This is a genomic window from Parafrankia sp. BMG5.11, assembly GCF_004337455.1.
This window is the reverse complement of sequence record NZ_SJXI01000059.1, coordinates 359,048-379,132: the sequence shown is the minus strand read 5'-3', so window position 1 is coordinate 379,132 and position 20,085 is coordinate 359,048. Positions and strand designations below refer to the sequence as shown.

General features: G+C 74.2%; 15 protein-coding genes and 1 pseudogene. 5 read left to right on the top strand and 11 right to left on the bottom strand.

What is annotated here, in order from left to right; all coding sequences use genetic code 11:
- Positions 1-139: 139 nt before the first annotated feature.
- Positions 140-841 carry a class I SAM-dependent methyltransferase gene (locus E0504_RS34550; protein ID WP_306769288.1) on the top strand — a complete coding sequence of 234 codons (702 nt, stop codon included), beginning with the start codon at positions 140-142 and terminating at the stop codon, positions 839-841.
- 82 nt (positions 842-923) lie between these two features.
- Here the strand turns inward: E0504_RS34550 and E0504_RS34545 are convergent, their stop codons facing one another.
- Genes E0504_RS34545 through E0504_RS34535 form a run of 3 tightly spaced genes read right to left on the bottom strand, consistent with a single transcriptional unit; the run spans position 924 to position 5,708 of the window.
- The gene (locus E0504_RS34545) at positions 924-2,087 is read right to left on the bottom strand and encodes a glycosyltransferase (protein WP_112105964.1); all 1,164 of its coding nucleotides are present in this window, start codon (positions 2,085-2,087) and stop codon (positions 924-926) included.
- Positions 2,088-2,115: 28 nt separating this feature from the next.
- Entirely contained in the window at positions 2,116-4,512 is a 2,397-nt protein-coding gene (locus E0504_RS34540) for a serine/threonine-protein kinase (protein WP_131626620.1), read from the bottom strand.
- Between the two features lie 35 nt (positions 4,513-4,547).
- A complete protein-coding gene (locus E0504_RS34535; protein WP_200835251.1) occupies positions 4,548-5,708 on the bottom strand; it encodes an alkaline phosphatase PhoX in 1,161 nt (386 codons plus the stop codon).
- 555 nt (positions 5,709-6,263) lie between these two features.
- On the opposite strand from E0504_RS34535, the gene idi reads away from it, so the two are divergent.
- On the top strand, positions 6,264-6,947 hold the full coding sequence (gene idi / locus E0504_RS34530; protein ID WP_198541219.1) for an isopentenyl-diphosphate Delta-isomerase: 684 nt from the start codon (positions 6,264-6,266) through the stop codon (positions 6,945-6,947).
- Here idi and E0504_RS54480 read toward each other — a convergent pair.
- Positions 6,935-7,416 (bottom strand): annotated as a pseudogene (locus tag E0504_RS54480) (class I SAM-dependent methyltransferase); the annotation flags it as partial. The gene idi and the pseudogene E0504_RS54480 sit on opposite strands and share 13 nt — an antisense overlap.
- A 428-nt stretch (positions 7,417-7,844) precedes the next feature.
- Here E0504_RS54480 and E0504_RS34520 point away from each other — a divergent pair.
- Both E0504_RS34520 and E0504_RS34515 read left to right on the top strand, forming a co-directional pair.
- Positions 7,845-9,041 carry an acyl-CoA dehydrogenase family protein gene (locus E0504_RS34520; protein WP_112105966.1) on the top strand — a complete coding sequence of 399 codons (1,197 nt, stop codon included), beginning with the start codon at positions 7,845-7,847 and terminating at the stop codon, positions 9,039-9,041.
- A gap of 24 nt (positions 9,042-9,065) precedes the next feature.
- On the top strand, positions 9,066-10,232 hold the full coding sequence (locus E0504_RS34515; protein ID WP_071061152.1) for an acyl-CoA dehydrogenase family protein: 1,167 nt from the start codon (positions 9,066-9,068) through the stop codon (positions 10,230-10,232).
- 60 nt (positions 10,233-10,292) lie between these two features.
- Here E0504_RS34515 and E0504_RS34510 read toward each other — a convergent pair whose 3' ends face one another.
- Both E0504_RS34510 and E0504_RS34505 read right to left on the bottom strand, forming a co-directional pair.
- Positions 10,293-11,372: an acetamidase/formamidase family protein gene (locus E0504_RS34510; protein ID WP_041254855.1), complete on the bottom strand. Its 1,080-nt coding sequence runs from the start codon at positions 11,370-11,372 to the stop codon at positions 10,293-10,295.
- 173 nt (positions 11,373-11,545) lie between these two features.
- Positions 11,546-12,241, bottom strand: coding sequence for a GPP34 family phosphoprotein (locus tag E0504_RS34505; protein WP_131626619.1), 696 nt, complete (start codon positions 12,239-12,241; stop codon positions 11,546-11,548).
- A 75-nt stretch (positions 12,242-12,316) separates the two neighbouring features.
- Here E0504_RS34505 and E0504_RS34500 point away from each other — a divergent pair, with 75 nt between their 5' ends.
- On the top strand, positions 12,317-13,147 hold the full coding sequence (locus E0504_RS34500; protein WP_112105968.1) for a hypothetical protein: 831 nt from the start codon (positions 12,317-12,319) through the stop codon (positions 13,145-13,147).
- Positions 13,148-13,176: 29 nt separating this feature from the next.
- On the opposite strand, the gene E0504_RS34495 is transcribed toward E0504_RS34500, so the two are convergent.
- The 5 genes from E0504_RS34495 to E0504_RS34475 form a co-directional block, all read right to left on the bottom strand.
- Positions 13,177-13,962 carry an FAD-binding oxidoreductase gene (locus E0504_RS34495; RefSeq protein WP_112105969.1) on the bottom strand — a complete coding sequence of 262 codons (786 nt, stop codon included), beginning with the start codon at positions 13,960-13,962 and terminating at the stop codon, positions 13,177-13,179.
- Complete coding sequence (locus E0504_RS34490) at positions 13,932-14,531, bottom strand: sulfite oxidase-like oxidoreductase (protein ID WP_112105970.1); 600 nt, start codon at positions 14,529-14,531, stop codon at positions 13,932-13,934. The genes E0504_RS34495 and E0504_RS34490 overlap by 31 nt, the downstream gene beginning before the upstream one ends.
- Positions 14,532-14,594: 63 nt before the next feature.
- The gene (locus tag E0504_RS34485) at positions 14,595-15,116 is read right to left on the bottom strand and encodes an NUDIX hydrolase (RefSeq protein ID WP_112105971.1); all 522 of its coding nucleotides are present in this window, start codon (positions 15,114-15,116) and stop codon (positions 14,595-14,597) included.
- 364 nt (positions 15,117-15,480) lie between these two features.
- Positions 15,481-16,845, bottom strand: coding sequence for an ABC transporter substrate-binding protein (locus E0504_RS34480; RefSeq protein WP_112105972.1), 1,365 nt, complete (start codon positions 16,843-16,845; stop codon positions 15,481-15,483).
- Between the two features lie 71 nt (positions 16,846-16,916).
- The gene (locus E0504_RS34475; protein ID WP_112105973.1) at positions 16,917-20,066 is read right to left on the bottom strand and encodes an FAD-binding and (Fe-S)-binding domain-containing protein; all 3,150 of its coding nucleotides are present in this window, start codon (positions 20,064-20,066) and stop codon (positions 16,917-16,919) included.
- Positions 20,067-20,085: the final 19 nt, after the last annotated feature.

The window sequence follows — 20,085 nt, the reverse complement described above, 5'->3', positions numbered from 1 at the left end:
ACGCGACGGGGCTCCGCCGGTGCCGGGACGGGGAGCTGGACACGATGAACGACGCCTGGCCCCGTCGGTACGCGGACGAGGTTCTCGGCGGCGCGGCGAACGGCGCCGGCTCGCCGCCATGGCCGCGGTATGCGACCCGGTGACGACCCGTCTCCTCGACGAGCTCGGCGTCGCCGCCGGGTGGCGATGCCTCGAGGTGGGCGCCGGCGCGGGGTCGGTGGCGGCCTGGCTGGCCGACCGCGTCACCGCCGCCGGCCAGGTCACCGCGACCGACATCGACCTCAGCCACCTGGCCGGCCTCAGTGCGCCCGGCCTGTCCGTCCTGCGCCACTACGTGACCCGCGACCCGGCGCCGCCCGGCGCGCCGTTCGACCTCGTGCACGCCCGCTTCGTGCTCGAACACCTTCCCGAGCGCGAACAGGTCCTCGACCGGCTGGTGTCCTGGCTGCGGCCGGGCGGCACGATCGTCGTCGAGTCGATCGCGAGCTTCCCGGTGGCCTCCTCCCCCAACCCGACGTTCCGCCAGGCGATGACCGCCGTCGAACAGGTCCTCGCGCGGACGATCGGCATGGACTCGACGTGGGCGCGCGGGTTCCCCGGCCCGCTGCGCAGCCGGCACCTGGTCGACGTGGGCACCTCCAGCCACCTGCCGACCACCGGCGGGGCGAACGCGTCCGCGTACTGCTGGGCGCTCACCCTCAGCCGGCTCCGCCCGCGCATCCTCAGCCTCGGGCTGGCCACCGCCGACACCGTGGACCGCGCCCTCGACCTGCTCACCGACCCGGCCTTCTTCGACCTCTCCTTCGCGACAGCCATCGCCTGGGGCCGCGCACCGGAATAGCCCCCTGCGCCGCCGGCCCGGCCCGGGAGCCCGGCGGCCTCGCGGCGCGGCGGCGCGGCGCCCGGTCAGTCCTCCGGTGCCGTCATCGCCGGGTTTTCGCGGCGGCCTCGGCGATCGCGGCGATTGCCGCCACGACGTCGGCGGGAGTCGGGCTCGCGGCGATCTGCGCGGCGAGCGTGGCGGTGGCACGGCGCTCGGGCGCGTCACCGAGCAGATCGCGGACGGCCGCGGCGACGTCACCCGGCCGCCGTGCCTCGTTGTGGAACACCCGGGCGGCGCCGCGCTCGGCGAGCAGCTGCGCGTTGTGGAAGTGGTCCGCACCCTGCGGCAGCAGCACCTGGGGGACACCGTTCGCCAGCGCGCCGAGCACCGTGCCCGAGCCTCCGTGGTGGACGGCGACGTCCACCACGCCGAGCACGCGGCTCTGGGCCACGAACCGCTCGACCCGCACCCGCTCGGGCAGCGCGCCCAGGGCCGCCGGGTCGCCCTCCGGGCCGGCCGCGACGAGCACGTCGACGTCCAGCGCGGCGAGGTCGTCGACGACCGCCCGGATCACCTCGACGGCGCCGAACGAGACGGTGCCGAGCGTGACGTACACCCGGGGCCGCTCGGCGGGAGCGGTCAGCCACCCGGGCAGCGGCGCCCGCTCGTCGGCCCAGGCCGTGCTGCGGATCGACAGCACCGGCACACCGTCGGGGCCGGGCCCCTGGCGCAGGCCCGGCGGGAACGGCTCGAGGTAGGCGGCGATCACCTCGCCCGGCCCGGCCGGAGCAGCGCGCCCCGCCGCGGTCCAGCGGGTGCGGTGCGCCTCCAGCGCCGCGGGGAAGGTCACCTCACCGAAGGGGCTCCACTGCCCGATACCGAAGGCCACGGCGGGGATACCGGCGAGGTGCGCGGCCAGCACGGCTCCGACGTTGGCGCTCTCGGCGACGACCACGTCCGGCGGGTCCGCGGTGAGCAGGGGGGTGAACGCGTCCAGCACGCCCTGCGCCGTCACGTCGGCGAACATGGCGACGGGAAACTCGAACCCGGTCGCCTCCGGGTGCCGCCGGGCGGTCTCCCGCTCCACGTACTGCAACGTCCACCCGGCCGGGATGCCCTGGACGGTCGGCACGGGCAGCGCCCCGAGGAAGGGCTCGCCGGTGGCCAGGCGGACCCGGTGCCCCGCGTCCTGGCAGGCCACCACGAGGGGGATCAGCGGGTAGAGGTGCCCGTATGCCGGCAACGACGCGAAGAGGACGTCCACGCGGGTCAGTCTGGCACCGTAGGCAGCGTCATCCGGCCGCCGGAGACAACATCGTCCGGACGATCCCGTCCGCCGGGTCGACCCGGACGAGAGTCGAGCCGCGCAGAAGGACCACGTAGAGCGCGCCGGTGGGATCGGCGACCAGACCGGCGGGATCCTCCAGGTCGGCGCCGGTGGCCAGGGCGCCGTCCGGATCACCGTCCGTCCCGCCGGAACCGGCGACCGTCGTGATGATCCCGTCGGGGCCCACCCGGCGGACGTGGTTGGTGCCGTCGGAGATGTAGAGCGCCCCGTCGGCGCCGAGGGCCGTCGCCTGTGGGCTGCGCAGCGTCGCCTGCGCGGCCGGACCGCCGTCGCCGCCGTGGCCGGCCTTCCCCGGGGTCCCGGCGACGTGGCTGATCGTCCCGTCCGGGGCGATCTTCCGGACGGTGTGTGCCTGGAAGTCGGCGACGTAGAGCGTTCCGTCGGGGGCCACGGTGAGGCCGTTCGTGTCCGAGAGCAGTGCGTCCCGGGCCGGGCCGTCGTCGCCCGAGGTGCCCGGCCGGTCACGTCTGCCGGCCACGGTGGAGATCTTCCCGTCGGGCGTGACCCGCCGGATCCGCGGGCCGTCGCCGATGTAGACGCTCCCGTCGGGCGCCAGTGCCAGGCCCAGGGGGGTGATCGCGGCCTCCGCCGCCAGCCCGTCGTCGCCGGTGAAGCCCTCGTCGTCGGATCCGGTGCCCGCGACGACGAAGGCGCGCCCCTCGGGGGTGATGCGGTAGACCCGGCCGCCGAAGTTGTCCGCGACGTAGACCGTGTCGTCCGGTCCGACGGCGACGCCGTGCGGCCCGAGCAGGGCCAGGTCGGCCGCCGGGACGCCCTCGGGCGGGACGGCCGGCGCCTGCCCACCGTCCTCCGCACCGCCGGCGGGTTTCCGCGCCGCCGTGCCCACGAGCTGGGAGACGGTGCCGTCCGGGTGCAGCCGGAGGATCTCACCGACGTTCTTGCGCCGGGCGGTGACGTAGAGGGAGCCGTCCCGGCCGAGCGCGATCCGGGAGAGGTAGTCCTGGTCGGGGATCGTCAGGCCCGGCCCGGAGTACGCGGGCCGATCCGGCGAGGCCGGCCGGGCGGCATCCGCACGGCCGGTGCCGGCGACCGCGGCGCCGTCGCTCCCGGTACCGCGCAGCACCATCACCAGGCCGATGGTCAGCACGCCGACACAGACCGCCGTCGCCGCCACCGCGGCGGCTGTGAGGGAACCGGCCCGCGGCCGGCCCCGCCCCCTCGTCGGTCCGCGACCGCCCGCCGGAGCACGACCAGGAGACGGGCCGGGGCCGGGACGCGGGCCTAGGCCTGGGCCTGGGCTCGGACTCGGACTCGGACTCGGGCTCGGGCTCGGGCTCGGGCTCGGAATGCTGCCGGGGTTCCTGCCGAAGGCCGGCCCCGGGCCGGCGCCGGGGGCGGAACCGTGACCCGCGGCCGCACCGGGAAGGGGGTCACCGAGCCGGTGTCCGGCCGCGCCGAGCACGTCGTCGGGCAGCTTCACGGGGATCCCGGCGGCAGCGAGCCATCCGTGGCCGAACACGGCGTTGGCCGCCGCGGCGAGCTGGCGGGCGAAGTCACCCGCCGTCGCCGGGCGCAGCGCCGGATCCTTCGCCAGCGCGGCCAGCACCACGGCCGCCAGCGGTGGCGGCACCTCCGGCAGCGGCCGCGGCGGCACCGACAGGTGATGGTGCAGCAACGCAGGCAGGGGCAGTCCCCGGGGGAAGACCGGCCGGCCCGCCACCAGCTCGTACAGGACGACGCCGAGGGAGTAGAGGTCCGCGGCCGGGCCGAGCGGCGCGCCGGTGATCTGCTCCGGAGCCATGTATCTCGGGGTTCCGACCATGCCGGTCGTGGACGCCGCCGTGGCCTCCACGATCTTGGCGATGCCGAAGTCGGTGACCCGCGGTACGCCGTCCGCGGTGAAGAGCAGATTGTCCGGCTTGACGTCACGGTGCAGCACCCCGCGGCCGTGCGCCACGTCCAGTGCCGCCGCGGCGGCGAGCGCGATGGCACAGGTCGCCCGCGGCGGGAGCCCGGCGGCGGCCCGGGCGCGCAGGGTGCCGCCGGTGAGCTGTTCCATCACCAGCAGGCACAGCCCGTCCCGCTCGACGTAGTCGAAGACGCGCACGATGTGCGGATGGTCCAGACCGGCCAGGACCCGCGCCTCCGCGAGGAAGCGGGAACGGAGGTTCTGGCTCTCCCCGGTGCCGGCCGAGGCCCCGGGACCGCCGGACGGGTCGGCCTCAGGCGACGGGTCCAGGAACACCTTCACCGCCACATGCCGGCCGATCAGGCGGTGCCGGGCGGCCAGGACTGTGCCGAAGCCGCCGCGGCCGAGCTCCGCGCCGATGTCGTACCCGGGAAGGACCGCCGCGACGTGATCAAGGTCAAGCGTCCGCATTGCCCGGATAATAGGGGGATCGCGACGCAGCCGGGTCAGGTGCGGAAGGGGCCGCGGACCTCGAAGGTGATGCCGCCGGAGGACGATCCGGTGGTGCCCCGCTGGGAGGAGAAGTACAGCCGGGAGCCGTCCGGGGAGAACGCCGGCCCGGTGATCTCCGACGAGTTGTGCCCGGTCAGGCGCAGGATCGGCGCCACGACCGCGGCCGGCGTGATGACGCAGATCTCGAGGTTGCCGCCGTCCTCGGCGACGTAGAGGTCGCCGTAGCTGGAGCCGGTGATGTTGTCGACGCCGGTCAGCGGCGCGGTCCCGCTCACCAGGGAGTCGTCGTAGGCGAGCTCGAAGGCGTTGGTGGCGCAGTTCAGCTTCCAGACCCGGTTGTCGCCCTTGGTGGTCCACCAGACCGTGTCGTTCGCGTAGTAGACGCCCTCGCCGCCGTTGAAGTGCTTCGCCGCGGAGACCTGGGTGCGGGTCGAGGTCGGCGAGCCGTCCGGGTCGGGGACGGTCTGCCAGGTGGCGGTGCCCGAGGTGGCCGACGCCGACGCGCACAGGACCTCGAGGGTTCCCGTCGCCAGGTTGCCCCAGGTCGTTGGCCGGAAGCGGTAGAAGCAGCCGTCCGTCCGGTCCTCGGTCAGGTAGATCACCTGGCGGACCGGGTCGCAGGCGGCGGCCTCGTGGGTGAACCGGCCCATCGCGGGCCGGGCGACGGCCGCGGCGCCGGTGGCCGGGTAGGTCTCCCAGACCCGGCCGGTGGACGTCTCCTCGCAGGACAGCCAGCTCCCCCACGGGGTGGCGCCGCCGGCGCAGTTGGAGCTCGTGCCGGAGAGCAGCCGCTGCGCGGAGGTGACGGTGCCCGCCGAGTCGAAGCGCAGCACGGACGCCCCGCCGCTGCCGCTCACCTCCGAGTTCGAGACGTACATCCAGCCCGAGCCGTTCGGGTAGCAGGCGCCGCCGTCCGGCGCGGCATGCCAGACATAGCTCGTTCCGGACACTGTCTGCCCGGAACGGGCGACAATTCTGCTGGTGAATCCGGTCGGCAGCGCCACTCCGTTCGCATCGGCCGCCAGAAGGGATCCGTACGGGCTGGCCCCGGGCTGCGCCGGAACCGCCGAGGCGGCCTCCAGAACGACGCCGGAAAGAGTCGCGACACCCACGCCGACAAATGCGGACCGCAGAAACAGGCGCCTGTCCACCATTACTCCTCCAGAAGTTCGTGCTGCTTTCCCGGCGCATCGCCGGGCGCACTGGCGAACGATAGCGAGCCGAATGCGACCGGACCACCCACAGATCGGTGAACGTTGGAGGACCGCCGACGACGGGAACCGGAACATCGCGCTAATTCGCCCCGCCTCCCGGACACGCGGGCACCGGCGGTGGAAAGCCGGTCGGGGCCGGGCCGCCGGCAGGTGCCAGGTCACCGGCAGGTGCCAGCGATCGGCTGGCGACCGGCTGGCCACGGGCCCGTGTCGGGAATCTGACGCTCACACGGCGCGCGCCTCCCCCACCGAGCCCAGGCCACGCAGTGCCACCTTCCTGCACTCAGCGCGATACCTTCGCTGACTCTCCGCGCAGCACCTGACACGGTCCGCCGCGCGACCGGACACATCGGACACATCCGCGGTTCCCGTGGGTGGAAACATCGGCCTTCGGCGTCCGAGGCGAAGGAGGAAGCCTATTTGCCGCCACCCCTCGGACGGCCTCGGTGCGGAATGTCACGCGGCTCCACAGCACGGCCTGGATAAAATGCGTGCATGGCTACCGCGAATCATCCTGGGCCCCAGGACATGATTTCTCGTCCACGTGATTCACACAGGTCGGGCGGGGCGGCAGTAAAGGCGCCGGAGCTCGTCATACTACTCAGCCCGTCCGGTGACATCACAGGCACCACCCCGAAGGCTACCGTCCACGGACCGCAAACCCCCCTGCACCTGGCATTCTCCTCGTACGTCTTCGATGACATGGACCGGATCCTCGTTACGCGCCGCGCGTTGGAGAAGCCGACCTGGCCCGGCGTGCTGACCAACACCTGCTGCGGCCACCCGGCCCCCGGGGAGGATTTCCGGGAAGCCATCTCGAGGCGGCTCCAGGAGGAGCTGGGTCTGCAGGTCCAGCGAATAGACCTGGCCCTGCCGGCGTTCCGCTACCGCTGCGTCATGGACGACGGAATGGTGGAGAACGAGATCTGCCCGGTCTTTTTCACCCGGGCGTCGGGGCCGTTCCGAATCAATCCGGACGAGGTGGCCGAGGCGTTCTGGCTCCCGTGGTCGAAGTTCGTCGACGACGTGATGAGCGGTGCCCTCGCGATCTCACCCTGGTGCCGGCTCCAGGTGGAGCAGCTGCGCAAGCTCGGGCCGTCGCCCCGGCACTGGCCTTCGGCGCCGGATGACCAGCTTCCCCCGGCAGCCCGGCAGAACCGCGCAGACTACGCCGGCTGACCCGGCGCGGGCCGGCGCGCGATGAGGAAGGCCTGCGGCGTCCGTTCCGACCCGTCATCCACCGGCTCGCGCAGGAACCGCGCGGACCGGCAGATCCGCCACCGCCAGCAGGCCGGCGACCCGCTCGGGCCGCCGGCGGTGGAAGTCCAGCGAGATCGCCTGACCGAACGCCTCGGTCAGGCGCATGGGCTCGTCACCGACCTGGAAGGCCAGCAGCAGGTGGCCGCCCGGTGCGAGGACCCGCCGGAACTCCGCGAACACCCCGGGCAACTGGTCGTCGGGATGTGGATCGTCGAGTAGTAGGCCACGACGCCGGCGACCGCGGCGTCCGCCAGGTCGAGCGCGGTCATCGTGCCCACGGAGAAGCGCAGGTGTGGGGGTGGTTGCGCCGCGCCACGTCGACCATGCGCGGCGACAGGTCGACACCGAGGACGGGCAGCCCCAGCGCGTGCAGGTGCGCCGTCACCCGGCAGCGTGTAGGTGCCGGGATTGTTCAGCCCGACGCGACAGTTCTGGAACTGGACGTTTCCACCGATGGCCACCGGGCCCTCGGTCTCGTTCGAAAACAGCCCGCTGTCACCTTCGGCGAGCACGAGACAGCCGTGGCCGGGGTCGGCGTTCAGATTGCCGGGAGACACCGTAAGGACTGGATTGACCGCCGTCACCTGCGCGCTCGCGGGTATCGCCGGCGCCAGAGCCGCCAAGGCGATTATTGCGAGTGTTAGAAACCCGGACGAGACCAACGATTACACAGAGTAGTCACAGAAATGGAGAGGACGACCGCCGCGTGTCGCCGCGCGCACCGCTGTGCCTGATGTGCCGCTCAGCGGCCGGATGACATCCCATTGCCGCACCGGGCGGTGTCGGTTACGTTCCGGCTGGCGAGAGGAGCGTGAGATGTCCCGAACCGTCACCGCCGCGGGGCTGACCACCCTCGTCGACGACCTGCTGCGGAGCCATCCGCCGGCCGCGACGGACCCGCACGAGTTCCTCGGCGCGCGGTTCGACGCCGGGCTCGCCTGGGTCTGGGCCGGGCCGGGCGACGGCGGCCTCGGCGCCGACCCGGCGCTGCAGCCGCTGATCGAACAGCGGCTCGCCGCCGCGGGTGCGCCGGCGCCGTTCCGGTACAACCCGATCGGCATCGGCATGACCGGGCCGACGCTGCTCACCCACGGCACACCCGAGCAGCGCGGGGCCTATCTGCGCCCGCTCTTCGCCGGCACCGAGGTCTGGAGCCAGCTGTTCAGCGAGCCCGGCGCCGGCTCGGACGTCGCCGGCCTCGCCACCCGGGCCCGCCGCGACGGCGACGAGTGGATCGTGGACGGGCAGAAGGTGTGGACCTCCTATGCGCATATCGCCCGCCGGGGCCTGCTGATCGCCCGCACCGATCCGGACGTGCCCAAGCACGCCGGGCTGACCGCGTTCGTGGTGGATCTGACCGCGCCCGGGGTGGAGGTGCGCCCGCTGCGGCAGCTGACCGGTGAGGCCGAGTTCAACGAGGTCTTCTTCACCGCGGCCCGCATCCCCGACACCCAGCGCCTCGGCCCGGTCGGCGCGGGATGGCGGGTCGCCACCACCACGCTGATGAACGAGCGGGTCTCCCTCGGCGGGGGGCTGAGCGGCGGCGTCGATCCGGGCGCGGCGCTCCTCGCCGCCTACCAGGAGGCCGCCGACCGCGGCGACGGGAACCCGGTGCGCCGCGACCAGGCGATCCGGCTGTGGATCGAGGCGAACGTCAACGCCCTGACCGCGGCGCGCGCGGCGGCGGGCGGCAACCGCGGCCGGCCCGGGCCCGAGGGCTCGGTGCTCAAGCTGGCCGGCGCCGAGCACAGCCGCCGCGCGGCGGCGTACCTGGTGGACCTGATGGGCCCGGCGGGCACCCTCATCCCGGACTACCGGATGACCCGCCCGGGCCTGCCCCTCGGCGGCGGGGGTCCCCGGGACACCGCGGCCGCCTTCCTGCGATCACGCGCCAACACGATCGAAGGCGGGACGTCGGAGATCCTGCGCAACATACTCGGCGAACGGGTGCTCGGCCTGCCCGGCGACATCCGCGTCGACAAGGATGTGTCCTGGCGTGACATACCGCGCTGACCGCCCGTCGCCGAGAGGAGCTCCGTGAGTCTGGTGTTCTCCGACGAGCAGGAAGAGCTGCGCCGCACGGTGCGGTCGTTCCTCGAGCACGCCTCCCCCGAGTCGGAGGTGCGCCGCCTGATGGAGTCCGACGACGGGTACGACCCGGCCATCTGGCGGCAGATGGCCACCCAGCTCGGGCTGCAGGGGCTACACGTCCCCGAGGAGTACGGCGGCGCCGGCTTCGGGTACGTGGAGCTCGGCATCGTGCTGGAGGAAATGGGCGCACGGCTGCTGTGCGCGCCCTTCCTCGCCTCCGCCGTGCTCGCCACCGGCGCGCTGCTCGCGGTGGACGACGCCCTGGCCCGCAAGGAGCTGCTCCCCGGGCTCGTCAGCGGGACGACCATCGGGACACTGGCGTTCGCCGGCCCCACGGGCCGTCCGGAACCCGCCGGTTCCGGTGGGCTCGGGCCGCAGGGTGGAACCGGCGCCGAAGGCGGGCACCACGGGCTGCTCGCGGCCCGGGCTGCCAGCGGGTACACGTTGCGCGGCACCCGGCATTTCGTCCTGGACGGGGCGCTGGCCGATCTCATCCTCGTCACGGCGTGGGCCGAGGGCGGGCTCTCCCTGTTCGCCGTCCCCGGTGACGCGGCGGGTCTGACCCGGTCCCGGTTGCCAGTGATGGACCTGACCCGCAAACAGGCCGATCTCACGTTCAGTGACACCCCGGCCCGGTTGATCGGCGCCGAGGGCGACGCCGGCCCGGTGATCGACCAGGTGCTCCGGCTCGCCTGCGTCGCGCTGGCGAACGAGAGCGCCGGCGGCGCCCGGACCGTCCTCGAGCAGGCCGTGCGGCACGCGAAGGACCGCCTGCAGTTCGGCCGTCCGATCGGGTCGTTCCAGGCCGTGAAGCACAGGTGCGCCGACATGCTGGTCGCGGTCGAGGGCTCGAAGTCGGTCGCCTATCACGCGGCCCAGGTCGCCGCCGCCGGGGACAGCGACCGGCTGGCCCGCGCCGCCTCCATGGCAAAGGCGTACGTCGGGGAGGCGTACTTCTCGGCCGCGGCGGACAACATCCAGATCCACGGCGGGATCGGATTCACCTGGGAGCACTCCGCGCACCTGTACTTCAAGCGCGCGAAGACGTCCGAGCTGCTCTTCGGTGACCCGGTACACCACCGCGGCCTGCTGGCCGACCGCCTCCGGGTCTGAAATGCCGCCGGTCGGCCCGCCGGGCCGACCTGAATTTCAGCCGCTACGACCGCGCCGCGGCTACCAGGCCGGGAAGTCGCGCTTGCGGATCAGGCAGTGCACGCCCTTCACGTCGTCGACGACCTGGCTGACCACGAAGTCGGCGGCGGCCGACAGGTAGCTGTACGCGACCATCACCGGGACATCCCGGACCTGGCGCAGCACCCGCAGCGCCTCGCGGACGGCCAGCCGCATGGCCTCGTCGAGGTCGTTGTGCAGGCCGATGGCGATCCAGTGCTCCGGGGTCTCGCCGAAGGGGCCGCCGGAACCCGCGCCGAAGGGCAGCGCCGCGGCGGCCGGAAGCGGGGTGAGCCGGACGGTCGTGCGCAGCGAGGCCTCCAGGGCGGTCAGCGACACCTCGCCGTGCCCCTGGGCGAAATGCGGATCACCGGTGTAGAAGCCCGCGCCCGGGATCTGGACCGGCAGGTAGAGCGTCGACCCGGCGACGAGGTCGCGCACGTCGAGGTTCCCGCCGAATGCCCCGGGCGGGGTCGTGTTGAGGGCCTTTTCCCCGGCCGGGGTGAGGCCGGTGAGACCCATGAACGGCGCGACCGGGAAGCTGATCTGCCGGCCCTCGCCGTAACGCATCACGGCTCGCCCGGCGGCGACGTCCACCTCGCAGAACTGGCTGTAACGGTCGGCGAGCACGCCGTCGGGGCCGACGGGAAGCTCGCCGGGCAGCGCGCCCCGGCCGTGCCGGCTGGAGACGAGCCCGTAGGGCACCCGCGGGCGCAGCTCGAGGAACTCGACCTTGAGGATGTCGCCGGGGCGCGCGCCGTCGACCCGCACCGGACCGGTGACCACGTGCGGGCCGTCGAGCCCGCGGTAGTGGGAGACGTCCCGGGCGATGTCGATCGCGTCGAGGAGGACCGAATCCGCCGCGACGGCGTGCTCCGCCCAGAAGGCGACCGGGTCGCGGCCCTGGTCCTCCATGAGGCCCTCGTGCGAGACGGTGTCGATGGTGACGGTGGCGCCCGCCGCCACTTCGAGCACCGGGTCGGTCGCCGCGCTGGGCAGCCGGCCCCAGGTGACCGTCTTGGGCGACGAGGGCAGGTAGTGCTCCCCCGGTACCTCGCCGGACCCGCACTGCAGGACGGACATGTCGCACTCCTCGTTGTTCCGCCCGCCCCGGGACCGTCCGTGCCGACGGCGGCCGTCGCAGCTCATCTCACCAGGAAATAGCTGGTCACGCCCAACCCGGGCGCGCTGTCTCACACCTTGGGGGACTTGTGGCCACCGACGCGCGCGCATCGCGCCAGGCCGACTGCGTCGCGCTAGCCCACAGCGGCGCGACGGCGGCCCGCGAGCGCGGCGGCGGCGGGGCCGGTCCGCGCGACGAGATCCGCCAGCCGGTCGGGGAACGCCCTGCGCTGGCCCGCGCTCACCAGAGTGATCACCTGCCCGGCGGCGGCGAGGGCCACCAGCGCGACGAGGTCCGGCGCGGCGTCCTCGGGCCTGACCTCCCCCCGAAGGACCCGCCCGGCCGCCCGGTTGAGCTCCCGGACCCTGGGCCGCTCGAGCAGCGCGACGGCGGTTGTCGGGATCACGGCGAGGACCTGCCCACGGGCGACCCGCACCCACCGGGCCGCCTCGAGGTCGTCACGGGTCTCGACCACGGCCGCCCGGTGGTCGAGGTCGATCCAGGCCGCCCAGGTACGCGGCTCGGCCGCGGCGGTGATCTGCCGGTGCACCGCCGCGACCACCGGGTCGGCCCGCCCCACCCCGCCGCGCGGCGTCGGCGCCGCCCGGCCGGACGGGCCGCCAGCTGGCCCACCGTCGGGGGTCGGCCCGTCGGTCAGCCGGGCCAGGCCGTGATCGTCGGCGAGCCAGCCGCCCGCCCACAGCTCGGTGAGGGCCGCGGCCCGCAGCGCCTGGCCGAGGCGCCGGTTCGGGTACATCCGGTCCTTCTCGAGGTTGTAGGCGAGGAGGTACAGCTTGGCGGGCAGTGATGTCGGCAGGTCCGGTTCCACACCACCTGTCTACCGAGCGGAGCGGACATGCGACGGACGTGAACGCGACAGGCCGCCGGGAGAGACAATGAGGCGGTGGACGAACGTGAGGTCGTCGCCCGGCGATACGGGGAACACCTGACGGACCAGGACCTGCTGGCGCTCACCGGCGGCCGGGCGGATCAGGTCGGGGCGCTGCGCCGCGAGCCCACCCTCATCCTCGACCTGCTCGACCGGCCCGCGGTGGCGGACGGGCTGCTCCTCACCGCGGGTACGGCCGGCCGCGACGAACCGGACAGGTTCACCTTCATCTCGCCGTTCCTGGTCTTCGCCGCCGCGGTACACCGCACGGCGCGTGGCCTCGTCGGTTCCACCTATGTCGCCGAGCGCGCCGGGCCGCGCTCCCGGGTGCCCGTCTTCGACGCGCCCGAGCTGGCGGCGTTCGCCTCCGTGCCCGCCCATCAGCTCTACCTCGCCGAGCTGCTGGCCTCCTACTCCCGCCTCACCGGCGGCGAGGTGTGGCGGCGCACCGACCGGGGCTGGCGGCGCCAGCGCTGGGACGAGCTCGACCTCCCCCGGCTGGCGGCGCTGCTCGACGCCGTCCCCGCCGCGCAGCGCCCGGCGGTCTGGCGACGGCTCGGCGACGGCGCCGTCTTCCTGGCCGGCGTCTTCCCCGATCACGCGGAGCGGACGCTCGGCCTGCTCGCGGTGAGCCGGCTGCGCGAGGCCACCGGGCTGCGGCTGACACGCGACGACGTCCCGCGGATGTTGGAGTCCGTCGCGCGGCGGGCGTACGAGCAGGTGGGGCCGGGTGTTCCGGTGGGTGCGGCGAAGGCGCCCGGCTCGACCCGCCGGCTGCTGACCGTCATCGCGGACAGGTATCTCTTCCCCTTCGCCGCGGACTGGCTCCCCGGCCCCGCTCACTGACCACCCGGGGCCAGGCAGCCGTCCAGGGATCAGACGGTGCCGGCGGGGTGGCTCGAGCCGCTCGGGCCGAAGCGCTCGGTGCGGATTCGTTCGGGCTCGTGGCCGATCTCGACCAGCGCGTCCGCGACGGCCTCGACGAAGCCGGTCGGGCCGCAGACGTAGCAGGTCGGCGTGAAGTCGGGCGGCCAGCCGGCCTCGGCCAGGTCGGCGGGGCGCAGCCGGCGCGGCGGCGACGTCCAGTGATCCGGGACGACCCGGGTGTAGCAGCGGGTGACGTCCAGCCCGGGGTCGGCGCGCGCGGCCTCGCGCAGCTCGTCCGCGTAGTAGAGGTCGGCCGGGGAGCGCACCGAGCAGATCAGGCGGAACGGCACCCGGCTGGCGGCGGACCGCCGGGCGCGCACCATCGCCATCAGCGGGACGATGCCCGACCCGCCGGCGACCAGCAGCACCGGCTCGGGGTCGGCGGGACGCCAGACGAACCAGCCGCCGATCGGCCCGCGGATCTCCACCGGGTCGCCGACCGAGAAGATCTCCGTCAGATACGGGGAGACCTCACCGCCCGGCACCCGCTGGACCGTCAGCTCGACCCGGTCACCCGCCGCCGGTGCCGCGAGCGAGTAGCTGCGGCGGGTGCTGTAGCCGTCGGCGGCGGTGAGGCGGACATCCACCCGCTGGCCCGACAGATGCCCGGGCCAGCCGGGGACGTCGAGGACGAGGGTGCGCGCGGTCGGCGTCTCGTCGCGGACCTCGGCCAGGCGTGCGACCCGCCAGGCCAGACGCTCCCTCAGTCGCCCTGGTAGCGCTGCTCCAGCCACGGATCACCCCGGTCGTGATAGCCGCCGTCTTCCCAGAAACCCCGCTCGTCCCGTTCGAGGAGGCGGATGCCGCGCACCCATTTGGCCGACTTCCAGAAGTACAGGTGCGGGACGAGCAGCCGGGCCGGGCCCCCGTGTTCGGGCTCCAGGGCGGCCCCGTCGTAGCCGTGCACCACCCAGGCCTGGCCGTCGAGAAGGTCGGTGAGGGGCAGGTTGGTGGTGTAGCCGCCGTAGGAGTGCACCAGCGCGTACTCGGCTGTGGTGTCGACGTCACCGAGCAGGACGTCGAGGCTGACCCCCTCCCAGCGGGTGCCGAGCTTCGACCACTGGGTCACACAGTGGATGTCCACCGTCGGCGACTCGCCGGGCAGCGCACGGAAGGCCGGCCAGTCCCAGCGGTGCTCGACGCCGACCTCGGTCGTGATCGTGAACTCCCAGGTCTCCAGCGGGACCCGCGGGGTGGGGCCGGCGGAGAGGACCGGGAAGTCCTCGGTGAGGTACTGCCCTGGAGGCAGGTCGGACCCGGCGGATCGCGGTCTGCCCTGGAAGCCCGGCGACACGATGCCCACTGGAGACTCTTACCACGAATCGCGTCTACCGAGAATCGCGTCGGCGAGCTTCCGTCACCGAGATCAGCCGCCCACCACCCGGGCCAGCCGCCCGTCTCCGAGGCCGGCCCCGCCACCGGGCGCGGCGGGAATCCGGCCGGCGCCGCGGGCGAGGTCGAGGGCGATGTCGACGAGCCCGATCCGGTCGAGCGCCGGCACGTCGGCCAGGGGGATCCAGGCGGCCAGGTCGGTGGAGCCGCCGATCTCGTGGCGCAGCGTGCCGCCGACGACCCGCGCCGAGTACAGCACCCGCAGGCCGTGGAAGTCGGTGCCGTCCCGCTGCAGGTAATGGATCGAGTCGATGCCGAGCAGGCCGGTGAGCTCCACGTCGTGCCCGGTCTCCTCGCGGACCTCGCGAATGGCGCCCTGCTCGGGGTGCTCGCCGTGGTCCAGGCCACCGCCCGGCAGCGTCCACCGGGCCCCCGCCGGGTCACCGGGGCTGAAACGCGCGAGCAGGAGGTGGTCGTCCCGGACGCAGACCGCGTACGCGCCCACGCGGAGGAAACGTGGGGCGGCGGCGCCACCGGTGTCGCCGGGGCTCTGCACGTTTCCTCCTTCGTGCCGAGCCACGGCCCGCCCACGGCTGACCGGTCGGCGCTGGCCGCTGGCCGCTGGCGCGGCGGGGCTGCGGCGTGGGCGTGGATGGGGGCGTCGCGTATGGGGGCAAAACGTCGCCCGGGGTCGGGGGGTCCCCGGGCGACAGGAGGATCTTTCCACCGCTGACCGCGCATGGGCAATGACGGACAGGCGTGGTCCCGTCACATTAGGACATTGGTCCTGGGTCGAAGGTCCCAGGGTGGCCCGTCACGCGCCCCTTGCTTACTCGTCAGACGGGCTCTTTCACAACGGCCGGTCGCCAGAAGGCCGATTGTCGGGATGTTGATGCCGGCGCCGCCGGCCGGGCCGCGGGTCAGTGCTCGAGCCGGCCGCAGCGCGGTGCCGGCCGGAGCACGTCGAAGCGGCTCGCGTCGGGAGCCACCTGAAGGAAGGTGTAGCACCGGCCGAGCTGACCGAAGGAGTCCGTGAAGTCGATGGGCGCCGGCAGCAGCCCGTCGGCGGCGTAGTCGCGGACGGCGCGCAGCTCCTCGATGAAGCGCTCCCGGCTCGGGCACCGGCCGGCCTCGGCCAGCCCGCGCAGGAACATGTCGGTCGAGATCCAGCCGGAGAGCGCGGCCTGCCTGTTCGGCGGCTGCAGGTACGGGGCGTACCGCGTCATCGCGTCGAGGAAGGCGCGGTGGCCCGGCGTGTCGAGTTCGAACGGCTGGTAGTCGACGAAGATGTAGACGCCGCTCAGCACCCGGCCGAAGACGTCCAGCAGGCTCTGGTCGTACCCGGACGGCGAGAGGATCACCCGCAGGCTGGCCCCGGCCCCCCGGGCGCCCAGCACGACCTGGCCGAACGCGGCCCCCGTGACCGCCCCGACGAGCGTGTCGACACCGCTGTCACGCACCTGCGCGCCGACGTCGGCGAAGTCGATCGGCCCGGTCGCGTCGAGGGTGCCGACGACCCGCACCCCGGCTGCCTCCAGGCTGGCGACCAGCTCCTCGCCGAAGGCGCCCGAGGCGGCCGAGAAGCTCGACGCGGCGATCAGCGCCGTCGTCCCCCCGCGCTCGGCGACGAAGTCACCCCAGGTCGACACCGAGGCACCGTCCGCGATCATGTTCGAGTAGCTGAACATGTTGTCGAAGGTGGTCCAGGACGCCTCCAGCGACGTTCCGGTGACCGGGATGCCGCGGCTGTGCAGGAACTCCGCCGAGCCGGACGCGGCCGTGGTGGACTCGACGATCCCGAACACCTGGTGCTGGTCGACGAGCATGCGGGCCGCGGTCTCGTTGACGCTGGGCTGCGATTCGTCGTCGCGCCACGAGTACTCGATGCTCCGCCCCTGGACGCCACCGGCCGCGTTCGCCACCCCGAGCCGGGCGTCGACCCCGGCCCGGAACGGGTCGAACAGCGACGCCGCGTTGCCGGTGTTCGGGAACAGCAGGCCGAGCCGGACCTCGTCCGCCGTGACCCCCGGCACGGGCGGGCACGAGGCACCCGAACCGTGCGAGTCCGTGGCATCGGACGAGTCGTTCCAGGACACGCACGAGACACACCCGGCGGCCACGAGCAGCGCCGCGAGCACGATCGGCAGGGTCCGGAGGCGAGTCCGCAGGCGCGTGAACAGGTGCGTCCGTTGACGGCTCGCCAGGTGAGGCCGGCGCCGTGTGCGCCGGCGGCGGACGGCGGCGGACGATCCGCCTGCCGTCTCCGTGACCGGTGAGATGCGCACAGCACCACAGTGACCCAGGACGGTCACCGCACCACAGCTATCCGTTGTTTCTGTGAAATTCGACCGTTGGGTCAGCCGGGACGCAACTTTTTGGCAAGTAGCTCGGCGAGGTGATAAGCAGTCCGGCCACCGAGCTGGGCGGCCTGCGTGCGGCACGAGAAGCCGTCCGCGAGCAGCACCGTGTCCTCCCCCGCCGCGCGCAGGGCGGGCAGCAGCGCCCGCTCGGCGACGGCGACCGAGATGTCGTGGTGCCCACGCCGCATCCCGAAGTCACCGGCCAGGCCGCAGCACCCCGCCAGGGTCTCGACCTCCGCGCCGGCGGCCCGCAGCAGCGCGCTGTCGGTCTCGAAGCCCATGACCGCGTGCTGGTGGCAGTGCGGCTGCGCGAGCACCCGCACGCCGTCCAGCCGCGGAAGCCGCCACCCGCCCGCGGGGTTCCTTCCACCGGCCGGGTTTCCGCCGCCGGCGGGGCTCCTGGCCGGGCGCCGTTCGGGGCCGCCATCCTGGGTCAGCAGCTCGGCGAGCGTCCGCACGCCCGCCGCGAGCGCCTCGGCCCGCCGGTCTCCGGGGAACAGCTCGACGAGGTCGTCCCGCAGAACAGCCGTGCACGACGGCTCCAGCCCCACGATCGGGATCCCGCTGAGCGCGTAGGGGGCGAGCTGGTCGAGGGCCCGGCGCAGGCGGCGCCGCGCCCCGTCCAGTTGGCCGGTGGTGATCCAGGTGAGGCCGCAGCAGGCGGGCCGTCCGCTCGGGATCAGTACCCGGTGGCCGGCGGCGGTGAGGACCTCGACCGCCGCCCGCGCGGCGCCGGGCGCGAACGCGTCGGTGAAGGTGTCGACCCACAGCAGCACCGGTGGGTCCGTCCGGTCGCCGGTGGCGGCCGGCGCGTTCCGGCTGGTTCGCCGCCACCAGCGGTGGAACGGCTCCGCGGCGAACTCCGGCGCGGCGCGGCGGGCGTCCAGACCGCCGAGCCGGAACAGTGGACGGCGGATCGCGTCGGTGCGCAGCGCCGCGTTGACCACCCGGGGCGCGCGCCCGGCGAGACGCGTCCACCGGGGCAGCCAGCCGAGGGCGTAGTGCGCCGCCGGTCGCGGGCGACGGCGGTAGGCCCGGTGCAGCACCTCGGACTTGTACCGGGCGACGTCGACACCGGCCGGGCAGTCCCGGGCGCAGGCACGGCACGACAGGCAGAGGTCGAGCGACTCGCGCACCGCCGGATCGCGCCACTCCCGCCGCGCGGGCGCGGGGATGGCCGGCGCACCACCCGGGCCGGCGGGGCCACCGGCGGCAAGCTCCTGCAGGACCCGCGCGCGGCCCCGGGTCGAGTCCTTCTCGTCCCGGGTGGCCAGGAAGGACGGGCACATGAAGCCCCCGGACGTGGACGTGTCCGCCCGGCACTTCGCCAGGCCGACGCAGCGGTGCACGGCCTGAGTGAGGTCCCCCGCGTCCGCGGTGAGCGCGAAGCTCCCTTCCACCCGCGGCAGCGGACGGGCCCGCGGGCGGCGCAGGTCGGCGTCAAGCGGCCGTGGGCGCACGACGACGCCGGGGTTCATCAGGTCGTCCGGGTCGAAGATGTGTTTGAAGGCGGCGAAGGCCGCCAGAGCGTCCGGCGAGTACATGATCGGAAGCAGCTCGCCGCGGGCCCGCCCGTCCCCGTGCTCGCCGGTCAGCGAGCCGCCGTGCGCGACGACCAGGTGCGCCGCCGCGGTGAGGAAGGTCCGCAGCCGGCCGGGGTGCTCGGCGAGCGGGAAGTCGATCCGCACGTGCACGCAACCGTCGCCGAAGTGACCGTAGGCGACGCCGTCCAGCTGGTGGGCCCGCATCAGCTTGCCGAACTCACGCAGGTAGGAACCCAGGTTGGCGGGCGGGACGGCGGCGTCCTCCCAGCCCGGCCAGGCCGGGGCCCCGTCCGGGGTGCGCCCCGCCAGGCCCGCCCCGTCCTCCCGCAGGCGCCAGAGCGCCGCGGCCACAGGCCCGGCCGGCAGCACCATGGACGCCCCTGCTCCCGCGTCGGCCACGACCGCCGCCGCCGCGGCCGCGGCGTCCGACCCGGTCGGCCCGCCGACCTCGACGAACAGCCAGCCGCCGCCATCGGGCAGCGTGGGGACGGTGCCGCTCCCCCGGTGGCGGCGCACCCCGTCGACGAGGCGGGCGTCCATGCCCTCGACGGCGAGCGGGCGGTGGCCGAGCAGGCCGGGGACGGCGTCGGCGGCGGTCGCCATGTCCGGGTATCCGAGCACCGCGAGCGCGGTCGCGGCCGGTACCTCGACGAGCCCGACCGTCGCGCCGAGCACGACGGCGCAGGTGCCCTCGGTACCGACGAGAGCGCGCCCGAGATGGGCACCGCGTTCGGGCAGCAGATGTTCCAGCGAGTAGCCCGAGATCTGCCGGTCGAACCGCCCCAGCTCCGTCCGGATCACTCCGAGGTTCGCGTGGACGAAGGTGTCGAGCCCCGGCACCACCGGCCCGGCAGGCGATCCGTTGCCGGACGGTGGCGTGCCTGTCGCCGCGGCGGTGGCGGCGAAACGGCGGCCCGTGCCGTCCACGACGTCGAGGGCGACGACGTTGTCGGCGGTCCGCCCGTAGGCCACCGCGTGCGCCCCGCAGGCGTTGTTCCCGATCATGCCGCCGAGGGTGGCGCGACCGTGGGTGGACGGGTCGGGGCCGAACCGCAGCCGGTGCGGGCGCGCGGCGGCCTGCAGGTCGTCCAGCACCAGACCGGGGGCGACCTTGGCGGTTCTGGAATCCGGGTCGATGTCCGGAGTTCCGGTGAGATGCCGACTGAGGTCCATGACGACCCCGGGGCCGACCGCGTTGCCGGCGATGGACGTCCCCGCGCCGCGCACCGTCAGCGCGGTGCCCGTCTCCCGGCAGACCGCGGCGACAGCGAGGACCTCGTCGACGTCGCGCGGCAGGACGACGACCTCGGGGGTGACCCGGTAGTTGGAGGCGTCCGAGGAGTACTCGGCGCGCCGCCGCGCCGAATGATCGACCACCGGTGCCGTGCCACCCGCGGTGCGGACCACGGCGGATCCGGTGGCCGCGCGCAGCCGCGCGACCAGCTCCCGGGCCTCAGCCTCGCCCCGTGCCGCTGCGCTCCCGCTCCCGGCCGGCCGGGAGCGGCCCAGGCCCAGGCCCCGGCCCCGGTTCCGGCCCCGGCCGGGCTGGGCGCGGGTCGTTCGCTCCGCCCGGGAGCCCCCGGGCAGATCACCGTCGCGCATCGCGCCTCCCGTCCGCACC